We start from the raw sequence: 18,426 nt of genomic DNA, 5'->3' as shown, positions 1-18,426 counted from the left end.
CCGCGGCTACGCCTTCGGGCGCGAGGCGAACTCCCGGAAGTACGCGGCCGGAGTGTCGCGCGCCGGAAGACCGACGAGGTCGCGCCGCACCAGGAAGTTGATGATCCAGTTGCCGAACACCCGCGTCTTGCGCTCCCACGACGGGATCGCGAGGCCATGGTATCCGCGGTGCATGAACCAGCCGATGAGGCCCTTGATCGCGAGCCGCCCGCTCTGGAACACCCCGTCGTACAGGCCGATGCCCGCGACCGCGCCGAGACCCTTGTGGTAATAGTCCACCGGGTCCTCACCGCGGATCATGCCGGTGATGTTCTTGGCGAGCCGCTTGGCCTGGCGCACCGCGTGCTGCGCGTTCGGCACGCAGAAGCCGCCGACACCGCCGCCCGTGAGATCCGGGACCGCGCACACGTCGCCCGCGCCCCACGCGTCCTCGACGATGTCGTCGCCGTTCGTGATGCGCAGGTCGGCGCGCACCGTGACGCGACCGCGATCGTCGAGCGGCAGGTCGCTGTTGCGCATGTTCGGCGTGGCCATGACGCCCGCGGTCCACACGATGAGGTCCGACTCGAAGGTCTCGCCCGTCGAGAGCTCGATCTTGCCGCCGACCGCGCTTGCGAGCTGCGTGTTCAGGTGCACCTCGGCACCGCGCTGGGCGAGCCGCTTGACCACCCACTCGGCGGTCTTCAGCGAGACCTCGGGCATGATCCGGCCCATCGCCTCGATGAGGTGGAACTGCGTGTCGTCCATCGAGACCTCGGGGTACGCGCCGACGAGCGAGCTCGCGAAGCTGCGCAGCTCACCGAACAGCTCGATGCCCGCGAAGCCCCCGCCGACCACGACGACGGTCAGCAGCCGGTCGCGCTCGGGGCCGGGCTTCATGGTCGAGGCCTTGATGAAGTTCTCGGTGAGCCGGTCGCGGATCCACATGGCCTCCTCGATCGACTTCAGGCCGATCGCCTGGTCGGCGACGCCCGGGATCGGGAAGGTGCGCGACACGGAGCCCGCGGTGATGACGATCGTGTCGTACTGCTCGGTCCACGCCTCGCCCTCGGCCGGAGTGATCTCGGCGGTCTTGGTCGCGTGATCGATCTTCGTGACGCGCGCCGTGACGATGCGGGTCGACTTGAGGTGGCGCCGGTGGGCGACGACCGCATGCCGGGGCTCGATCGAGCCCGCCGCGACCTCGGGCAGGAAGGGCTGGTAGGTGAGGTACGGCAACGGGTCGACCATGGTCACCTGGGCCTCGCCGCGGCGGAGCCGCTTCTCGAGTTTCCAGGCGGTGTAGAACCCGGCGTAGCCGCCGCCGACGATCAGGATCTTGCGCACAGTGAAGGGGCTCCTCGCAGGAAAAAGTCGCCTCCGAGCCTACCGGCTGCGCCGACCGCCGAAGTACCGCACGGTTCCCACGACGAACCCGACCGCGACGAACAGCGCGAGAAGCACGACGAGCGCCGGGATGCCGACCAGTCGCAGCGTGGTCGGGCTCGGCAGCAGCACCCCCACCGGGTCGCGCACGTGCGGGGCGGGGGCGGTGCTCGGCATCGGAACGCGCGAGGTCCACACCGGACCGGTGGCGGCATCCGCGGGGCGATGCAGGGCGACCCAGTCCTTCAGGCTGCCGAGCGGATTGGCCTTCACGGTGGGCACGTCGGCGTTGACGGCGGCGTTCGCGTCGAGCAGGCCGTACCCGTAGATCGGGTCGTCGCCGCGCGCGCCGCGGTCCCGCGCGGTGGCGATGATGCGCTGGATGACGTCGGCCGCGCTCAGCTCCGGGTGCGCCGCGCGCACCAGGGCGACGGCACCGGCGACGATGGGAGTCGATCCCGACGTCCCGTCCCACAGGACGTAGCCGCCGCCCGGCACGACGCTCACGAGGTCGACGCTCGGCGCGGCGACGCCGATCGTGACTCCCTGGCTCGACGCGTCGTCGCTCGCGCGACCGCTCTCGTCCACACCGGCGACCGTGAGCACGCCCGGCATCGTCGCGGGGGCGCCGACCTCGTCGGTGCCGCTGCCGCGGTTGCCGGCCGCGGCGACGACGACGACGTCGTGCTGCTCCGCATAGAGGAACGCCTTGTCCCAGCTGGGGGCCAGCTGAGCGTGTTGCGGGTCAGCGACATGTTGATGACCCGGGCGCCGTGATCGACGGCCCACGTGACGGCGTCGGCGATCTGGTCGTCGGAGTCCGGTGCCTGCGCGCCGAAGCCGATCGAGATCGACAGCAGCGATGCCTGCGGCGCGACGCCGATCGCGCCCGTGCCGGGGCCGGTGCCGCGGCCGGCGAGCAGCGAGGCGACCATCGTGCCGTGGTCGGAGTCCTCTCCGGAGCCGACCGGCGTCTGACCGTTCGACGCCCCGTGGTGAGAGAAGTCCGTGCCGCCGACGACGGCGCCGCGCAGCTCCGGCACCGAGCCGTCGACACCGGTGTCGATGATGGCGACCGTCACGCCCCTGCCCTGCGTCGTGTTCCAGGCCTGCAGGATGCCGTAGGAGCTGAGCCAGTACTCCTTGGAGCGCACGAGGTCGCTCGCCGCGGTCCGGACGGCGGGCGTGCTCGGGGTGCCCGGCGCCGCCGAGGCCGCCACGGGCGCGACGAGCAGGAGCGCGAACGCCGCCCCCGTCACGGCGAGCGTGCGCCTCACGACGCGACGTCCCGTCGTTCCGGGTCCCGGTGCGCCGCGCCCGGATCCGCGCACGCGCAGCGCGCCGGCGACCAGCTCGAGAGGGCGAGCGCGCGATCGCCGATCGGGTTGACGCCCGGACCGGCCGCGAGAGCGTGGGCGGCCAGCGCGTGCAGGCACTTGACGCGCTCCGGCATCCCGCCCGCCGAGAAGCCGGCGATCTCGGGCACGTCGGCGATGGCGGCCCGGTCGGCGAGGTAGCTCTCGTGGGCCGCCCGGTAGGCGGCGGCCGTCGCGGGATCCTCGAGCTCGACGCCCAGCTCGGCCATGACGCCGGTCGCCTCGAGGGTCGAGATGGCCGCCGTCGCGGCCGGGTGGCTGAGGTAATAGAGCGTCGGGAACGGCGTGCCGTCGTCGAGTCGCGGGGCCGTCGCGACGACCACGGGGTTGCCGCAGGCGCAGCGGGCAGCGATCCCGATCACCCCGCGCGCGGGGCGACCGAGCTGCGCGGTGACGACCGCCACCTCGGCGGCGGTCGGCGGCGCGAACGGCGGCGTCGTCACGGCCGGGTCACTTCTGCGTCGGGCTCGGGATCGTGCCCGAGTCGAGCTGGCTCGGGGTGGCGTCGGTCAGTCCGGCGGCGAAGGTCGTCTGCAGCAGCGAATGCACCCAGTCGACGTCGGCGGTCTGGATCCGGTCGCTGACCGGGAGTCCGTCGGGGGTCGTGGGGGTGGTCGGCGTGTTCACGACGAAGTAGCTCACATCGCCCGGCATCACGTAGTAGAGCTTCGTGCGGGCCTGCGCGGCGACGTAGGCGGGGTCCTTCCAGCGATCGACCTGGGCGCGCAGATCCTTCACGTCCTTCTTGCTCTGCGCGACCTCCTGCTGCAGCTGCGCGATCTGCTGGCGCTGCTCGACGAGGGTCTTGAGGTTCGGCGCGAGCACGACGAGCGCCGCGACGATGAGCAGCAGGCTCGAGAGCGCGAAGCCCGAGAGCCGGAATCCGCGCAGCCACGCGGCCGGGCGCGACTCGTCGGGCATGGCGACGGCCACCCTCTCGGTGCGCCCCGGTCGTGCCATGCGACCAGGGTAAGCGGGCGAGTATGCAAAAACGGCTAGTGCCGCGTGCGCGGCACTAGCCGTTTTTGAGCACGGGCGTTCGGCTACTGGAAACGGGGGAACGCGGCGCGGCCCGCGTAGACCGCGGCCTCGCCGAGCTCCTCCTCGATGCGCAGCAGCTGGTTGTACTTCGCGACGCGCTCCGAGCGGGCCGGGGCGCCGGTCTTGATCTGGCCGGCGTCCGTCGCGACCGCGAGGTCGGCGATCGTGGTGTCCTCGGTCTCGCCCGACCGGTGCGACAGGATCGCGGTGTAGCCGTGGCGCTGGGCGAGGCTCACGGCATCCAGGGTCTCGGTCAGCGTGCCGATCTGGTTGACCTTGATCAGGATCGAGTTGGCCGCGCGCACGTCGAGGCCCTTCCGCAGGCGCACCGGGTTGGTCACGAACAGGTCGTCGCCGACGAGCTGCACCCTGTCGCCGAGGTCGGCGTTGAGCGCGGTCCAGGCCTCCCAGTCGTCCTCGGCCAGCGGGTCCTCGATCGTGACGATGGGGTAGTCGGCGACGAGCTTGTCGTAGTACGCGCTCAGCTCGGCGGCCGACATGTCCTTGCCCTCGTAGCGGTAGACGCCGTCGTGGAAGAACTCGGTGGATGCCACATCCATCCCGAGCGCGATCTGCTCGCCGACCGTGAACCCGGCCTTCTCGATCGCCCCGACGATGAAGTCGAGCGCCGCGCGCGCGTTGTCGATCTCGGGCGCGAAGCCGCCCTCGTCGCCGAGGCCGGTGCCGAGGCCCTTCGCATGCAGCTCCGCCTTGAGGGCGTGATAGACCTCGGCGCCCCAGCGGAGGGCCTCCCGGAAGGTCGGCGCCCCGATCGGCAGCACCATGATCTCCTGCGCGTCGAGGCCGTTGTCGGCGTGCGCACCGCCGTTGATGATGTTCATGAGCGGCACCGGCAGGGTGTGCGCGTTGGGGCCGCCGAGGTAGCGGAACAGAGCGAGGTCCGACGAGTCGGCGGCGGCCTTGGCGACGGCGAGGCTCACGCCGAGGATCGCGTTGGCGCCGAGCTTGGACTTGTTGTCGGTGCCGTCGGCGGCGATCAGCTCGGCATCCACGAGGCGCTGGTCGCTGGCCTCGAAGCCCTCGATCGCCGGTCCGAGCACGTCGAGCACGGCATCCACGGCCTTCTCGACGCCCTTGCCGCCGTAGCGGCCCTTGTCGCCGTCGCGCAGCTCGTACGCCTCGAATGCTCCGGTCGACGCGCCCGAGGGCACGGCGGCGCGCGAGACGGTGCCGTCGTCGAGCAGCACCTCGACCTCGACGGTCGGGTTGCCTCGGGAATCGAGGATCTCGCGGGCGCCGACGGCTTCGATATCGGACATGAGGGTGCTCCTTGAAAGATGCGGGTGGTGGCGCCCCCGAGCCTACCGAGCGCGGGGAGGCACATCCGATCGGCCCTTTGCCATCCGTTGTGCGCCGCGCGGGGTGCATCGGATGGCGAATCCCGAATCGGATCGGGGCGCCGCGCGGCGAGCGCGCTGCGAGGCTACGCGAGGGGGCGCAGGTCGAGCGCCTCGGGGGTGGCGGCTCCGGCGGCGACGAACGCGAAGTGGGTGAAGCCGTCGGCCGCGAGCGCATCGAGGGCGGGCTTGACGTTCCTGGGGCGCACGAGCAGCCGAACGCGGGCTCCGGATGCCACGAGCGCCGCCTTGAGCGCCACCAGATCGGCGAGCGGCACGTCCGCGTCGTGCAGCAGCGCGATCGCCCGCTCCCCGCGGCACCCGAGCGTTCGAGCAGGTCGACGAGCCGCTCGAAGCCGAGCGAGAACCCGGTGGCCGGCACGTCGGTGCCGAGGAACCGGCCGATCATGCCGTCGTAGCGGCCGCCGCCGCCGAGCGAGTACGGCACGCTCGGGTGCGCCAGCTCGAAAATCGGGCCCGTGTAGTAGCCCATGCCGCGCACCAGGAACGGGTCGAACTGCAGGAGCGCGTCGGCGGGATCGGCGCCGCGCGCCCGCGCGACCGCCTCGCCGAGCTCCGCGAGCTCCGCGATGACGGCGTCGTCCGCACCCTCGGGCAGCGCCCGCCGGATCGCGCGCTCGCCGAAGGTCAGGTGCTCCATCGTCTGCGGGCGTCCGAAGAACGCGTCGAGCGCCTCGACGGCGGCGGAGGTGAGACCGCGCTCGCGCAGCTCCTCGACGACGCCGTCCTGCCCGACCTTGTCGAGCTTGTCGATCGTGACGAGCGCCTGCTCGTGCTCGGAGGCCGGGAAGCCGAGCGTCTCGAGCATCCCGATCAGCAGCCGCCGGTCGTTGACGCGCACGAACGCGCCCTCGAGCCCCAGCCGGTCGACCGTGTCGAGCGACGCGACGAGCAGCTCGGCCTCGGCGCGCACCGACGGCTCCCCGATGATGTCGATGTCGCACTGCACGAACTGGCGGTAGCGGCCCTTCTGCGGGCGCTCGGCCCGCCACACCGGAGCGACCTGGATGCTGCGGAACACCGCCGGCAGTTCCGCGCGGTGGCTCGCGTAGAACCGCGCGAGCGGCACGGTCAGGTCGAACCGCAGGCCGAGGTCGACGAGGTCGAGCGGCTCGGCGGCGGCCTGCAGGTCGTCGTGCGTCAACCCGCGCTTCTGGATGCCGAAGGCGAGCTTCTCGTTGTCACCCCCGAGCCCCGCGTGCAGGCGCGCACTGTCCTCCGCGACGGGCGTCTCGATCTCGTCGAAGCCGTGGGCGCGATAGCCGTCCCGGATGATCGCGAGCAGCCGTTCGCGATGCGCCTTCTCCGCCGGCAGGAAGTCGCGCATTCCCCGGGGCGGATTGACGGCGTTCGGCACCCGTCCAGTCTGTCAGGCCGGCTCGCTCACCGGGATCGGGAGCGTGTCGGGTGAGACCGGCAGGTCGGGGCGCTCCGAGCGCACGAAGACGATGCCCGCGAGGATCAGCACACCGCCCACGAGCTGCAGCGGCGACAGCGCCTGCCCCAGCAGGAGCCACGCGAACGCGCACGAGAACAGCACCTCGGCCAGGCCCAGGAACGAGGCGACCCGGGTGCCGAGCCGCCGGGCGCCCGTGACGCCGAGCACGTAGGCGAGCGCCGTGGCCAGCAGGGCGACTCCCGCGGCCGGCAGCCACCACGGCACGTCGCCGCCGAGGAACCGGACGTCGGCGAAACCGACCGTGACCGGCAGCAGCCCGGTCGCCGCCACGCCCGCCAGCAGCACACCGCCGACCAGGAGCGAGAACCCGGCGAACGCGATGGGCGGGATGTCGCCGTCGGGCCGCGCGCCCAGGACGAAGTAGATCCCGAGTCCCACGGCGGCCAGCAGTGCCCAGAGCACGCCGACCGGGTCGAGCGACCCGCCCGCGGCGGTGCCGCCCACGATGCCGATGACGAGCAGCAGGCCGGCCAGCGACAGGGCGCTGCCGACCAGGACGACCGGCTTCGGCATCCGGCGCGTGCGCACCCAGGTGAGACCCACCAGCAGGAGCGGCGCCAGGTACTGGATGAGCAGTGCGAGCCCGACCGGGATCGTGCGGATCGCCGCGAAGTACGCGAGCTGCGTGCCGACGACGCCGAGCCCGCCGTACGCGATCACACGCCACCGCGCCCGCCAGAGCGGGCGGAGGTCGCCGCGTAGGGCGACGAGCGCCGGCGCGAGCAGCACGAGTCCCGCGACGAACGCCCGCAGCAGCACCGCGGCCGTGGGCGACCATCCCGACTCGAGCAGCGGGGTGGCGAGCGTGCCGCTCGTCGAGAAACACAGCGACGACCCCACAGCGATCGCGAGCGAGAGGGCGCCGGAGCGCGGAACGGCCATGCACGCTCCTCTCCCGCCACGGCGTCAGGGTCTATCGGGGTTATGCTCCTGACGCTAGCGGTCGCCACCGTCAGGAGTCAAAGTGCGTTTCAGTGATGACACGGAGGCCTCGCTCGCGTTCGTCGTGGCGCTGGCCAACACCGTGCCGACGGCCTCCGCGAGCGGCGCCGACGAGCTCGAGACCCCGGAGCAGCTCGCCTGGCTGCTCGACGAGTACGGGTACTCGGGGCGGCACGACGCCGACGAGGCGGAGCTCGAGGAGGTGCGCGCGGCGCGGGCGCAGCTGCGCAGCCTCTGGCGGCTGCGCAAGGACGAGGCGGTGGCCGAGGTCAACCGGATGCTCGTGGATGCCGGCGCCCTCCCCCAGCTCGTGCGGCACGACCACCTCGACTGGCACATCCACGCGACGAGCCTCGACGCGCCGCTCGCCGAGCGCATCCGGGTGGAGGCCGCGATGGGGTTCGTCGACGTCATCCGCGCGGCTGCCACGTCGCAGCTGCGCACGTGCGAGGCGCACGACTGCGAGGGCGTGTTCGTCGACCTCTCGCGCAACGGATCGAAGCGATTCTGCAGCCTGCGCTGCGGCAACCGGATGAACGTCAGCGCCTATCGCGAGCGCCTCGCGGAACAGAGCGACTGAGCCGCTCGATCGCGCGGCTGTACCGCTCCGTGAGCTGCACCATGGCATCCGGGGCATTGCGATCGACGCCGAACACGGTGCCGGGGAAGTCGAGGGGCTCCTGCGCCGCCCAGATCTCGTCGTGGCGATCCGGCGGCAGGATGGGGGCGGGATCCCCGACCGCGACCCAGCCGATCGGCACCGTGGCGCCGGCCTCCAGCCGCGTGCGCACCTGGACGACGCCGTTGACGCGCACCTCGGCGCCACGGCCCAGCACCGCACCCGGGAAGATCGCCGCGTTCGTCGCGACGAACACCTCGTCGTCGATCCAGGCGCCCGACACCGATGCGTGGGGGCCGATGAGCACGTGATCTCCGACGGTCAGCGCGAAGCGTGCGCTGGCGCGCAGCACCGCCTGTTCCATGACGATCACCGATTCGCCCACGGCGAGCACCCCGTCGCCCGCATCGAGGATCGCGCCCGCGAGCACCGGCTGCGCGCGCCGATCCGCACGTCGCCCCGGACGATCGCGGAGGGATCGACGGAGGCGTCCGGCGCCACCGCGGTCATCCGGCGGCCTCCGCGGCGCGCACCTCGGACTGCAACCCGCGGATCGCGGATCGCAGCGCGCGCTCCGGGTCGAGCCCGGCATCCCGCGCCCCGGTCACGATCGCGAGCAGGTGCGCGCCCAGCTCGTCCTCGGTCGCGGGCACCGGAGCGGCATCCGGCACGACGCCCACCTTCGCCGCACGGCCGACGACCTTCTCGGCGAGCGCCAGCGCGGGCATGCCGGGCGGGATGCCGTCGAGCACCGAGGTGCGGTGCGCCTTCTCGACCGCCTTGAGCTTCTCCCAGGTGACCGCCACTGCCTCCGGGGTGTCGGCCACCACGTCGCCGAACACGTGCGGATGCCGGCCCACCATCTTGCGGGTCATGTGCTCGGCGACGTCGTCGATCGTGAACTCCCCGCTTCGCGCGCGATGTCCGCGTGGAACAGCACCTGGTAGAGCACGTCGCCGAGCTCCTCGATCCGCTCGTCGCGGTCGCCCGCCTCGATCGCCTCGACGAGCTCGGCGCTCTCCTCGACGAGGTAGCGCACCAGCGACTCGTGGGTCTGCGCGCGGTCCCACGCGCAGCCGCCCGGCGCGCGCAGGCGCTCGAGCGTCGCGATCAGCCCGTCCAGCTGCGGATGCGGGGCGAGCTGCGGATCCGGCGCGGTCATGCGCGCCACGTTACGCGGGCTATGCGGCCGGTTCGATCGTCTGGATCGACCCCGTGATCGGGTCGCGCTTCGGCGGTGGGAGCCGCGGCATCCTGAGCACCGTGGCGATCGTGAGGGCGACGAAGACGGCGACCGCGACGAACACCCACGTCGACGCGACCGTCACGGCGTGCGGGTCGCTCGAACCGCGGCCGGAGATCGCGATCACCGCGTTGGCGACCGCGCCGAGCACCGCCGCACCGACCGCGCTCCCGATCGACCGGCCGAAGGCCTGCACACCGGTCACGACGCCGCGCTCATTCCACATCACGCTGGACTGCGCCGCCACCAGCGCCGGCGAGACGCACCAGCCGAAGCCCCAGCCCGTCACGAAGCAGGCGATCATCACCGCGATCAGCGAGGGCGTCATGCCGACGGCGGCGAGCGTGATCGCACCCGTCGTGGAGACCAGGATGCCGACCAGGCACGTCGTGCGGAATCCGTAGCGAAGGTAGAGCCGCCCGGCGAGCGCGGCGGCGATCGGCCAGCCGAGCGTCAGGGCGGCCACCGCGAGCCCCGAGACGATCGGCGATGTGCCGAGCGTGCGCTGGAGGTAGGTGGGCACGTAGGAGCTGAGTCCGATGGTCGCGGCGCCGACGGCGCCGGCCACGAGCGCCGCGGTCAGCACCACCCGACGACTCAGCACCTCGAGCGAGAGCACCGGTTCGGCCGCGCGGCGTTCGACGAGCACGAACCCGACGAGGGCGAGGATGCCGACGACGAAGACGGCGACGCCCGGCACCGAGAGCCACGGCCATCCCTCGCCGCCCTCGAGCAGTCCGAGGATGACCGAGCTCGACCCGACCGTGAGCAGCACCGCGCCCGGCACGTCGATGCGGTGCCGCCGGTGCGCGACCGTCTCGTGATAGCCGCGCGCGATGAGCACGAGGGCCAGGATGCAGACGGGCACGTTGACGAAGAAGATCCACCGCCAGGTGAGGAACTGCGAGAAGACACCGCCGAGCGCCGGCCCGACCACCGAGGCCATGCCCCAGATGCTCGCCACGTAGCCCTGCACGCGGGCGCGCTCCTCGACCGTGTAGATGTCGCCGATGATCGTCATCGACATCGGCTGCACCGCGCCGGCGCCGAGGCCCTGCACCGCGCGGAAGACGATGAGCGCGGTCATGTTCCAGGCGGCGCCGCACAGCACCGACCCGACCAGGAACAGCAGGATGCCGAAGATCATGATCGGCTTGCGGCCGACCATGTCGGCGAGCTTGGAGTACACCGGCACGAGCACGGCCTGGGCGAGCAGGTAGATCGAGAACAGCCACGGGAACTGCGAGAAGCCGCCGAGGTCCTTCACGACCGACGGGACCGCCGTGGCGAGGATCGTCGAGTCGATGGCGATGAGCGCCGTCGAGGTCATCGCGCCGAGCAGGATGGGGCCGCGCTCCGACCGCAGTCCGACCTCGCTTCGAGCCACCCGCATTCCTTCCGTCGGGCAAGGATCCCCCGGATGCAAGTCGGGCGCCAATCGGCGCATTCCCGCACGGGAGGATGGTGACGTGCGCCTCGCCCTGCTCGCCCTGCTCGTGCTCGTGCTGGCGTTCCTCCTCGCGCGAGCGGTGCGCCGGGAACGGCGGGAGTGGGCCCGGTTCCGGCGACTGCGCGCGACCCGCAGCCGGCAGCGCGTCTATCGGCGCTGGCTGATCGAGTCGGTCGTCGTCATGGGCGGGATGTCGGCCGTCGTGCTGCTGGCGACCTGGACGATCCTGGGCCCCACCCTCCGCGACGCGCAGCGCTGGGCGCCGATGGCCTGGCTGCGCGCGCAGCTCGACTCCGGATTCGGTGCGGGCCTCGCGATCGGACTGCCGATCGCGTTCGTCGTGGGGATCGTGCTGCCGCTGGTGCTGCTGCGCGGGCGGATCGACGAGATCCCGGCGATCGGTGACATCCGGGCGCTGCTGCCGCGCAACCGCGACGAGCTGCCGTACGGGCTCGGCCTCGGGCTGTCGGCGGGGGTGTTCGAGGAGACGATGTTCCGGCTCGCGATGCCGGCACTGATCTTCGGGATCGTGCCGAACGGGCCGGTCGCGTTCCTCGCCGCGTCGCTGGTGTTCGGCCTGCTGCACGTCTATCAGCGGTGGACCGGCGTGCTGTTCGCGACCGTGCTGGGGCTCGTGCTGTCGGCGCTCTATGTGGTGACGGGGCTCATCGTCGTGCCGATCCTGCTGCACGCGCTCATCGACCTGCGCTCGCTCGTGCTGATCCCGGTGCTGCTGGGCACGGCCCGCGAGCGGGTCGAGTAGGCGGTCGAGCGCGCTACTCCCGTTCCAGGTGGGTGCGAAGGGCGTCGAGTGCGGCCTGCAGCTCGTCGGGCGCGCGCAACGCCCGGCGCGCAGCGCCCAGGAGCTTCCGCGCCTCGGCATCGGCTCCGTGGCGACCGAGGTCGACGCAGTCGCGCGTCGTCGCGATCCAGCGCGCGGCGCGCGGACGCCGGGCGCGACGCGCGATCCGCAGCCAGGCGTCGTACGGCTTCGACGCCCTCGCGAGATCGGCCAGCGCGCCGCGCAGGTCGTGGGCGGTCGCGTCGTCCTGCACCGCCATCCGCTCCTGCAGCGCCGCGAGCACCGCCCCGAGCCGGCGCCGGATCGTTCCCTCCGATCGGATCGGCAGCACGAGCCAGGCGACGGCGAGCGCGAGGACCGAGCCGATGAGGATCTCCTCGAGCCGCTCCCCCAGCAGGAACCCGCCGCCCCCGCCGCCCACCGCGCCGCCGAACGCCTGCACGAGCGCGATCGCGAGGGTGAAGAACAGAGCCCACCAGACGTAGGCGAACTCGCGCAGCAGCACCGCGAGGAACACGATCGCGATGAGCGCAGCCGTCGTGCCGACGGTCGGAGGCCCCAGGTGCGCGGCCGGCGCGAGCGCGAGCAGCGTGCCGACCGCGGCGCCGCCCAGGCGCTGGATGCCCTTGTAGAGGACGTCGGCACGCCCGGCGTTGCCGATCGTGACGACGACGACGGTGAGCACGATCCAGGCCCAGCGGTCGCCGAAGAACACGAAACCGATCACGAAGGCCAGGGCGAGCGAGATCCCCATCTGCAGCGCGAGCTTGTCGGTCGGCGTCACCCGCACGCGCGGAGCGTCGGCGGCGCGCGGAGCCGGGTCGGGGCGCTCCCAGGTCGGCTGCCGCGGCGGCAGCAGCCGGATCGCCCGCGCACCCACCTGCAGCAGCGTCACCCACGCGAACGCCACGAGCGCGACGACCGGCGGCACCAGCCACGCCACGCCGGCGAGCGGCCCGACCGGATGCTGCGGCACCGGCACCGGTGTGACCAGCAGGGCGACGAAGGGCAGCACGAGCAGGGCGCCGATCCGGCGCGGAACGGCGCCGAACCGGCGCAGCCAGATCGAGAGCATCATGCCGAGCACGTAGACGACGGCGCCCACGATCGGCGCGCGCAGCAGCAGGGTGCCGATGCCCGCCGCGGCGAGGCCGATGACCGGGAGGGCGACCGCCGCCTCGATGCGGCCGCGGGCATCCTTCTCCAGCTGGCTGCGCGCCAGGGTCAGGGTCAGCATCGCCCCGAGCACCGCGGGGCCGAGCTCCGGCACGAGCGCGAACGTCGACAGCAGCGTGAGCACCATCGCGAGGATCGTCACGACGGCGGTGCCGACGGCGAGCCGGATGCGGGGGCGGTTGGCGTCGAGCCAGGCGCGCACGGTCGTCATGGGCGTCTCGATACGCCGGGCCGCGGCTACTCGACCGGCTCGGTGGCGGGCACGGGGATCGGGAAGATCGCGTCGAGGAGGTCGCCGACCCAGGCGACGAGGGCGGCATCCTCGAGATCCTTCGGCAGCGGCACGCTCAGCGCCTTCGCCTGCCCGAACAGCCGCGCCCCCGGGTAGAGCCGCTGCAGCCGCACCTGGAGGAGTCGGGCAGCTCGGCCGGGGCGATCCGCAGGTTGCCGCCCATCGCCACGACGTCCGACAGCCCGGCCTTCTGCGCCCGGCGCCGCAGCCGCGAGACGTCGATCAGGTTGGCCACCTGCTCGGGCGGCTCGCCGTACCGGTCGCGCAGCTCCTCGAGCACCGCGTCGATGGCGTCGTCGGCGCTCGTCGCCGCCGCGGCGGTGGACAGCTTCTGATAGGCCTCGAGGCGCAGCCGCTCCGACTCGATGTAGTCCTCGGGCAGGTGCGCGTCGACCGGCAGCTCGAGCCGCAGCTCGGTCTGCCCCTCGACGACGTCGCCGCGGAAGGCGCTCACGGCCTCCCCGATCATCCGCAGGTAGAGGTCGAACCCCACCCCGGCGATGTGCCCGGACTGCTCGCCGCCGAGCAGGTTGCCGGCGCCGCGGATCTCGAGGTCCTTGAGGGCGATCTGCATGCCGCCGCCGAGCTCGTTGTTCGCCGCGATGGTCTCGAGCCGGTCGGTCGCCGTCTCGCTCAGCGGCTTGTCGTCGTCGTAGAGGAAGTACGCGTACGCGCGCTCCCGGCCGCGCCCGACCCGGCCGCGGATCTGGTGCAGCTGGCTGAGGCCGTACTTGTCGGCACGATCGATGATGAGCGTGTTCGCGTTGGCGATGTCGATGCCCGTCTCGATGATCGTCGTCGTCACGAGCACGTCGAACCGGCGCTCCCAGAAGTCGACGATGACCTGCTCGAGCACGTGCTCGCTGAGCTGCCCGTGCGCGACCGCGATGCGCGCCTCGGGCACGAGCTCCGCCAGCTGCGCCGCGACCCGGTTGATCGACGACACCCGGTTGTGCACGAAGAACACCTGCCCCTCGCGCAGCAGCTCGCGCCGGACCGCCGCCGCGACCGTCTTGTCGTTGTAGGCGCCGACATAGGTGAGGATCGGGTGCCGGTCCTCCGGCGGCGTCGCGAGCGTCGACATCTCGCGGATGCCCGTCACCGCCATCTCGAGCGTGCGCGGGATCGGCGTGGCCGACATCGCGAGGATGTCGACGTTGGTCTTGAGCTTCTTCAGGGCGTCCTTGTGCTCCACCCCGAAGCGCTGCTCCTCGTCGATGATGACGAGCCCCAGGTCTTTGAACCGGATGCCGTCCGACAGCAGCCGGTGCGTGCCGATCACGACATCCACCTCGCCCGACGCGAGGCCGGCGATCGTGTCCTTGGCCTCCTTGTCGGTCTGGAACCGGGACAGCGCGCGCAGATGTACCGGGAATCCCGCGAACCGCTCGGCGAAGGTCTCCATGTGCTGGCGCACGAGCAAGGTGGTCGGCACGAGCATCGCGACCTGCTTGCCCTCCTGCACGGCCTTGAACGCGGCACGCACCGCGACCTCGGTCTTGCCGTAGCCGACGTCGCCCGAGATGAGGCGGTCCATCGGGATCGGCCGCTGCATGTCGGCCTTGACCTCGTCGATCGTCTGCAGCTGGTCGGGCGTCTCGACGAACGGGAACGCCTCCTCGAGCTCGCGCTGCCACGGGGTGTCGGGACCGAACGCGTGGCCGACGCTCGCCATCCGGGCGGAGTAGAGCTTGACGAGCTCGACCGCGATGTCGCGCACCGCCTTGCGTGCGCGGCCCTTCGCGGCCGCCCAGTCGGAGCCGCCCATCTTGCTGAGCGTGGGCGCCTCGCCGCCGACGTACCGGGTCAGCAGGTCGAGCTGGTCCATCGGCACGAACAGCCGGTCGCCCGGCATGCCGCGCTTGGACGGCGCGTACTCCAGCACGAGGTACTCGCGCTCCACCTTCGCCGTCGTGACGCTCGTGCCGAGCGGGCCGCGCGCCGTGCGCTCGCCCGAGGCGACCTCGCGCTTGACGAGCTCGACGAACCGCCCGATGCCGTGCGTCTGGTGCACGACGATGTCGCCCGGCCGCAGCTGGAGCGGATCGACGACGTTGCGGCGACGGCTGGCGAGCCGCTTGACCTGGCGCGAGTCGACGCCCGCGGTGCGGCCGTAGAACTCCGCCTCGCTCAGCACCGCGAACCGCGCCTCGGGCAGCTCGAAGCCCGCCTCGAGCGCACCCTTCACCAGGTAGGCGACTCCCGGCTCGGGATCGGCGGGGAAGGTCTCGACCGGACGACCCGCCGCCTCGCGCCCGGCGAGCACGTCGGCCGCGCGCTCGACCAGGCCGGTTCCCGCGGTCGCGACCGCGACGGTCCAGCCGTCGCGCAGCAGCTCGACGACGTGGTCGGCGGCGCCCTCCGCGCGGCCCGCGAACGCCGGGACGGGCTCGGCGTCGACGCGGATGCCCTCCTCGTCGCCCGCGTCGAACGGGCTGAACGTCCACCACGTGCGGTCGCCGGCGGCCGTGCGCAGCCCGTTCACGGAGAGGAAGTCGCCCGCGCCGAGGTCGATCGGCGCCTGCGCACCCGCCGTCGCGGCGCTCCACGCGGCGTCGAGGAACTCGCGGTTGGTCTCGCCGAGATGCAGGGCCCGGGTCGCGACGCGCTCGGGACCGAGCACGGCGATCGCGGCATCCGGAGGCAGGTAGTCGGTGAGCGGCACGAGCCGGTCGAGCAGCGCGGGCGCGAGCGACTCCATGCCCTCGACCGGGATGCCCTCCGCGATCTTCGCGAGCATCTGCTGCAGCGTCGGGAACTCGCTCTGCATCTCGGCCGCCCGTTGGCGCACCGCGTCGGTCAGCAGCAGCTCGCGGGCCGGTCCGAGCTCCGCGTGCCCGACGGTCTCGGGCAGCGAGCGCTGATCCGCGACCGAGAACGCCCGCAGCGCCTCGAGCTCGTCGCCGAAGAACTCGGCTCGCAGCGGGTGCTCGGCCGCGGGCGGGAACACGTCGAGGATGCCGCCGCGCACCGCGAACTCGCCCCGGCGGGTGACGAGGTCGACGCGCGTGTAGGCGATCTCGACGAGCCGGCCCGCGAGCGCCGCGAGGTCGTAGCCGCGGCCGCCGGCGCGCAGCTCGAGCGGCTCGAGGTCCGCCAGGCCGGGGGCGAGCGGCTGCAGCGCGGATCGCACGCTCGCGACGAGCACGAACGGTGCCGCGCGATCCCACTGCTTCGCGGCACGCAACGCGTGCAGCCGGCGCCCGACGGTCTCGGCGCTCGGCGACAGACGCTCGTGCGGCAGCGTCTCCCAGGCGGGCAGTTCGAGCACCGTCGCATCCGGCGCGTAGCAGTGCAGGGCATCGAGCACCGCCTGCGCCTCGCGACTGGTCGCGGTCACCGCGAGCAGCGCGGACGCCGTTCCCCGCGCCCGCAGCAGCGCTGCCAGCAGCGGAACGCGGAGCCCCTCGATGAGCGAGAAGTCGGCGTCGCGATGTGCGGACTCGAGGGCCGCATCCAGCACGTGGGCGCGCTCCAGCGCCGTGATCATCCGCTCGAGTGCCACTCGTTCGATGTTACGGGCGGCCGCCGACCACCGCGTCCACCCGCGGGTGGAGCGCCGCTCAGACGGCCTTCTCGAACCAGAGCCCCGCGTAGGGATTGTCGTTGTAGCGCGGGATCTCCCGATAGCCCGCGCGCCGGTACATGGCGATCGCCTCGGCGAGCACCGGGTTCGTGTCGAGCCGCACGACGTCGAAGCCGTCGGCGGCGGCGGTGCGCTCCAGGTGGGTCAGCAGGCGCGTCGCGATGCCGCGGCCCCGCCAGGCGGGATCGACCCACATCCGCTTGATCTCGGCCACCCGGTCGCCGAGGCGCTGGATGCCGCCGCAGGCGATCGCGACCCCGTCCGAGGCGGCGACGAAGAACCGGCCGTTCGGCGGGGCGTACACGGCCGGATCGGCGGGCGGGCCGGGATCGAATCCGGCGGGGAACCGCTCGGCGAGCTCGGCGAAGTAGGCGTCCATCGCCGCTCGCGCCTGCTGCTGCCCCGCGTCCACCTCCGCGAACCGCACGGTCGCGGCGCGGACCAGTGCGTCGGCGGTGCGCAACGCGTCGGCCAGCCGGGCGCGGCTCGAACCGGACAGCGGCGCCAGGATGTCGTGCGCGACCCGGTCGGAGCGCTCCTCCAGGTCGCGCCACGCCCGCGAGCCCGCCGCGGTGAGCCGGGCGATCCGACGGCGTGCGTCATCCGGATCGGCGGTCGTGGTCACCAGGCCGTCGCCCTCCAGGCGGCGCAGGAGGCGGCTGAGGTGCCCGGCGTCGAGGCCGAGCCGATCGCGCAGCTCACGCACCCCGATGGCCCCGCCCGGCGCGTCGCCGATCTCGAACAGCACGCGCGAGGGGCCGAGCGGTCGCCCGGAGTCGAGGAACGACTCGTCGAGCACGCCGACGCGCTGCGACCACGCCCGGTTGAACCGGCGCAGCACATCCATCTCGTCACGCATTCTCTGACTTTAGTCAGAGAATCGCGAGCGCGTCACGCGACGGCGCGCCAGCCCTCGCGCGCCGACGGATACCGCGGCGTCCAGCCCAGGTCGCGGTGCGCCCGCTCCGACGAGACCCGCAGATCGAGCGAGGTCATGAGCCGTGCCGCGTACGGCGCCACCACCCGACCCGGGCTCCAAACCGATCGCTGGTTCGCCATCCGATCCACGTCGCGCGAGCGCGATCGGATGGCAAAGGCGCGATCGGTTGCTAGCGCGGCGCGTGGAAGCGCTGCTGCGCCGGGAGCAGACCCTCGGCGATGACCTGCTCGACCGCATCCGCGGCATCCGAGAGCAGCGACGGCAGCACCTCGCGCTCGGCCTTCGTGAACGGGGTGAGCACGAAATCCGCGGGATCCTGGCGTCCGGGCGGGCGGCCGATGCCGATCCGCACCCGCGCGAAGTCGGGCGTGCCGATCGCGGCCTGGATGTCGCGCAGCCCGTTGTGGCCGCCGTGGCCGCCGCCGACCTTGAGCTTGATCGTGTCGAACGGGATGTCGAGCTCGTCGTGCAGCACGATCAGCCGGTCGGGAGTCAGCGAGTAGAAGCGCATCAGCTGCGCCACCGGACCGCCCGACAGGTTCATGAACGACGCCGGCTTCGCGAGCACGAGCCGCGCCCCGCCGGGGCCGAGACGGCCCTCGGCGACGGTCGCGTTCGTCTTGTGGCGCTTGAACGGCGCCCCGATGCGGGATGCCAGCTGGTCGAGCGCCATCTGCCCGACGTTGTGACGGTGCGACGCGTAGCCGGGCCCGGGGTTGCCGAGCCCAACGACGAGCCACTGTCCGTCGGCCATCG

General features: G+C 72.6%; 14 protein-coding genes and 4 pseudogenes. 2 read left to right on the top strand and 16 right to left on the bottom strand.

What is annotated here, in order from left to right; translation table 11 throughout:
- Positions 1-6: 6 nt before the first annotated feature.
- From QQK35_RS14420 to QQK35_RS14390, 7 genes and pseudogenes are all read right to left on the bottom strand, one after another.
- Positions 7-1,326 carry an NAD(P)/FAD-dependent oxidoreductase gene (locus QQK35_RS14420; protein ID WP_284254777.1) on the bottom strand — a complete coding sequence of 440 codons (1,320 nt, stop codon included), beginning with the start codon at positions 1,324-1,326 and terminating at the stop codon, positions 7-9.
- A gap of 39 nt (positions 1,327-1,365) precedes the next feature.
- Positions 1,366-2,408, bottom strand: a pseudogene (locus QQK35_RS14415) (S8 family peptidase).
- A gap of 230 nt (positions 2,409-2,638) precedes the next feature.
- Positions 2,639-3,184 carry a DUF501 domain-containing protein gene (locus tag QQK35_RS14410; protein WP_284254776.1) on the bottom strand — a complete coding sequence of 182 codons (546 nt, stop codon included), beginning with the start codon at positions 3,182-3,184 and terminating at the stop codon, positions 2,639-2,641.
- A gap of 7 nt (positions 3,185-3,191) precedes the next feature.
- On the bottom strand, positions 3,192-3,701 hold the full coding sequence (locus QQK35_RS14405; RefSeq protein WP_284254775.1) for an FtsB family cell division protein: 510 nt from the start codon (positions 3,699-3,701) through the stop codon (positions 3,192-3,194).
- Between the two features lie 83 nt (positions 3,702-3,784).
- Complete coding sequence (gene eno / locus QQK35_RS14400; protein WP_284254774.1) at positions 3,785-5,062, bottom strand: phosphopyruvate hydratase; 1,278 nt, start codon at positions 5,060-5,062, stop codon at positions 3,785-3,787.
- Positions 5,063-5,226: 164 nt separating this feature from the next.
- Positions 5,227-6,488 (bottom strand): annotated as a pseudogene (locus QQK35_RS14395) (histidine--tRNA ligase).
- Positions 6,489-6,530: 42 nt separating this feature from the next.
- Positions 6,531-7,502 (bottom strand): EamA family transporter, encoded by a 972-nt coding sequence (locus QQK35_RS14390; protein ID WP_284254773.1) that lies wholly within the window; start codon positions 7,500-7,502, stop codon positions 6,531-6,533.
- A gap of 82 nt (positions 7,503-7,584) precedes the next feature.
- Here QQK35_RS14390 and QQK35_RS14385 point away from each other — a divergent pair, with 82 nt between their 5' ends.
- On the top strand, positions 7,585-8,142 hold the full coding sequence (locus QQK35_RS14385; RefSeq protein WP_284254772.1) for a CGNR zinc finger domain-containing protein: 558 nt from the start codon (positions 7,585-7,587) through the stop codon (positions 8,140-8,142).
- Here QQK35_RS14385 and QQK35_RS14380 read toward each other — a convergent pair.
- The 4 genes and pseudogenes from QQK35_RS14380 to QQK35_RS14370 form a co-directional block, all read right to left on the bottom strand.
- Entirely contained in the window at positions 8,102-8,611 is a 510-nt protein-coding gene (locus QQK35_RS14380) for a gamma carbonic anhydrase family protein (RefSeq protein WP_284254771.1), read from the bottom strand. The genes QQK35_RS14385 and QQK35_RS14380 overlap by 41 nt on opposite strands.
- A gap of 76 nt (positions 8,612-8,687) precedes the next feature.
- Entirely contained in the window at positions 8,688-9,056 is a 369-nt protein-coding gene (locus tag QQK35_RS19910; protein ID WP_348535028.1) for a hypothetical protein, read from the bottom strand.
- Between the two features lie 21 nt (positions 9,057-9,077).
- A pseudogene (locus QQK35_RS19905) lies at positions 9,078-9,343 on the bottom strand (MazG nucleotide pyrophosphohydrolase domain-containing protein); the annotation flags it as partial.
- A 19-nt stretch (positions 9,344-9,362) separates the two neighbouring features.
- Complete coding sequence (locus QQK35_RS14370) at positions 9,363-10,817, bottom strand: MDR family MFS transporter (protein WP_425565050.1); 1,455 nt, start codon at positions 10,815-10,817, stop codon at positions 9,363-9,365.
- Between the two features lie 76 nt (positions 10,818-10,893).
- Between QQK35_RS14370 and QQK35_RS14365 the strand changes: the two genes are divergently transcribed.
- Positions 10,894-11,637 (top strand): CPBP family intramembrane glutamic endopeptidase, encoded by a 744-nt coding sequence (locus QQK35_RS14365; protein ID WP_284254770.1) that lies wholly within the window; start codon positions 10,894-10,896, stop codon positions 11,635-11,637.
- A gap of 13 nt (positions 11,638-11,650) precedes the next feature.
- Here QQK35_RS14365 and QQK35_RS14360 read toward each other — a convergent pair whose 3' ends face one another.
- The 5 genes and pseudogenes from QQK35_RS14360 to pth form a co-directional block, all read right to left on the bottom strand.
- Positions 11,651-13,063 (bottom strand): FUSC family protein, encoded by a 1,413-nt coding sequence (locus QQK35_RS14360; RefSeq protein ID WP_284254769.1) that lies wholly within the window; start codon positions 13,061-13,063, stop codon positions 11,651-11,653.
- Positions 13,064-13,089: 26 nt separating this feature from the next.
- Positions 13,090-16,634: pseudogene (gene mfd / locus QQK35_RS14355) on the bottom strand (transcription-repair coupling factor).
- A 73-nt stretch (positions 16,635-16,707) separates the two neighbouring features.
- Positions 16,708-17,589 carry a bifunctional helix-turn-helix transcriptional regulator/GNAT family N-acetyltransferase gene (locus QQK35_RS14350; protein ID WP_284254768.1) on the bottom strand — a complete coding sequence of 294 codons (882 nt, stop codon included), beginning with the start codon at positions 17,587-17,589 and terminating at the stop codon, positions 16,708-16,710.
- Between the two features lie 32 nt (positions 17,590-17,621).
- Positions 17,622-17,753, bottom strand: a complete 132-nt coding sequence (locus QQK35_RS14345) for a hypothetical protein (RefSeq protein ID WP_284254767.1) — start codon at positions 17,751-17,753, stop codon at positions 17,622-17,624.
- A gap of 86 nt (positions 17,754-17,839) precedes the next feature.
- Positions 17,840-18,424 (bottom strand): aminoacyl-tRNA hydrolase, encoded by a 585-nt coding sequence (gene pth, locus QQK35_RS14340; protein ID WP_284254766.1) that lies wholly within the window; start codon positions 18,422-18,424, stop codon positions 17,840-17,842.
- Positions 18,425-18,426: the final 2 nt, after the last annotated feature.

Source organism: Pseudolysinimonas kribbensis, from assembly GCF_030161895.1.
Classification (GTDB): Bacteria; Actinomycetota; Actinomycetes; order Actinomycetales; family Microbacteriaceae; genus Pseudolysinimonas; species Pseudolysinimonas kribbensis.
The sequence above is the reverse complement of the archived record's forward strand: the minus strand, read 5'-3'. Positions and strand labels throughout refer to the sequence as shown.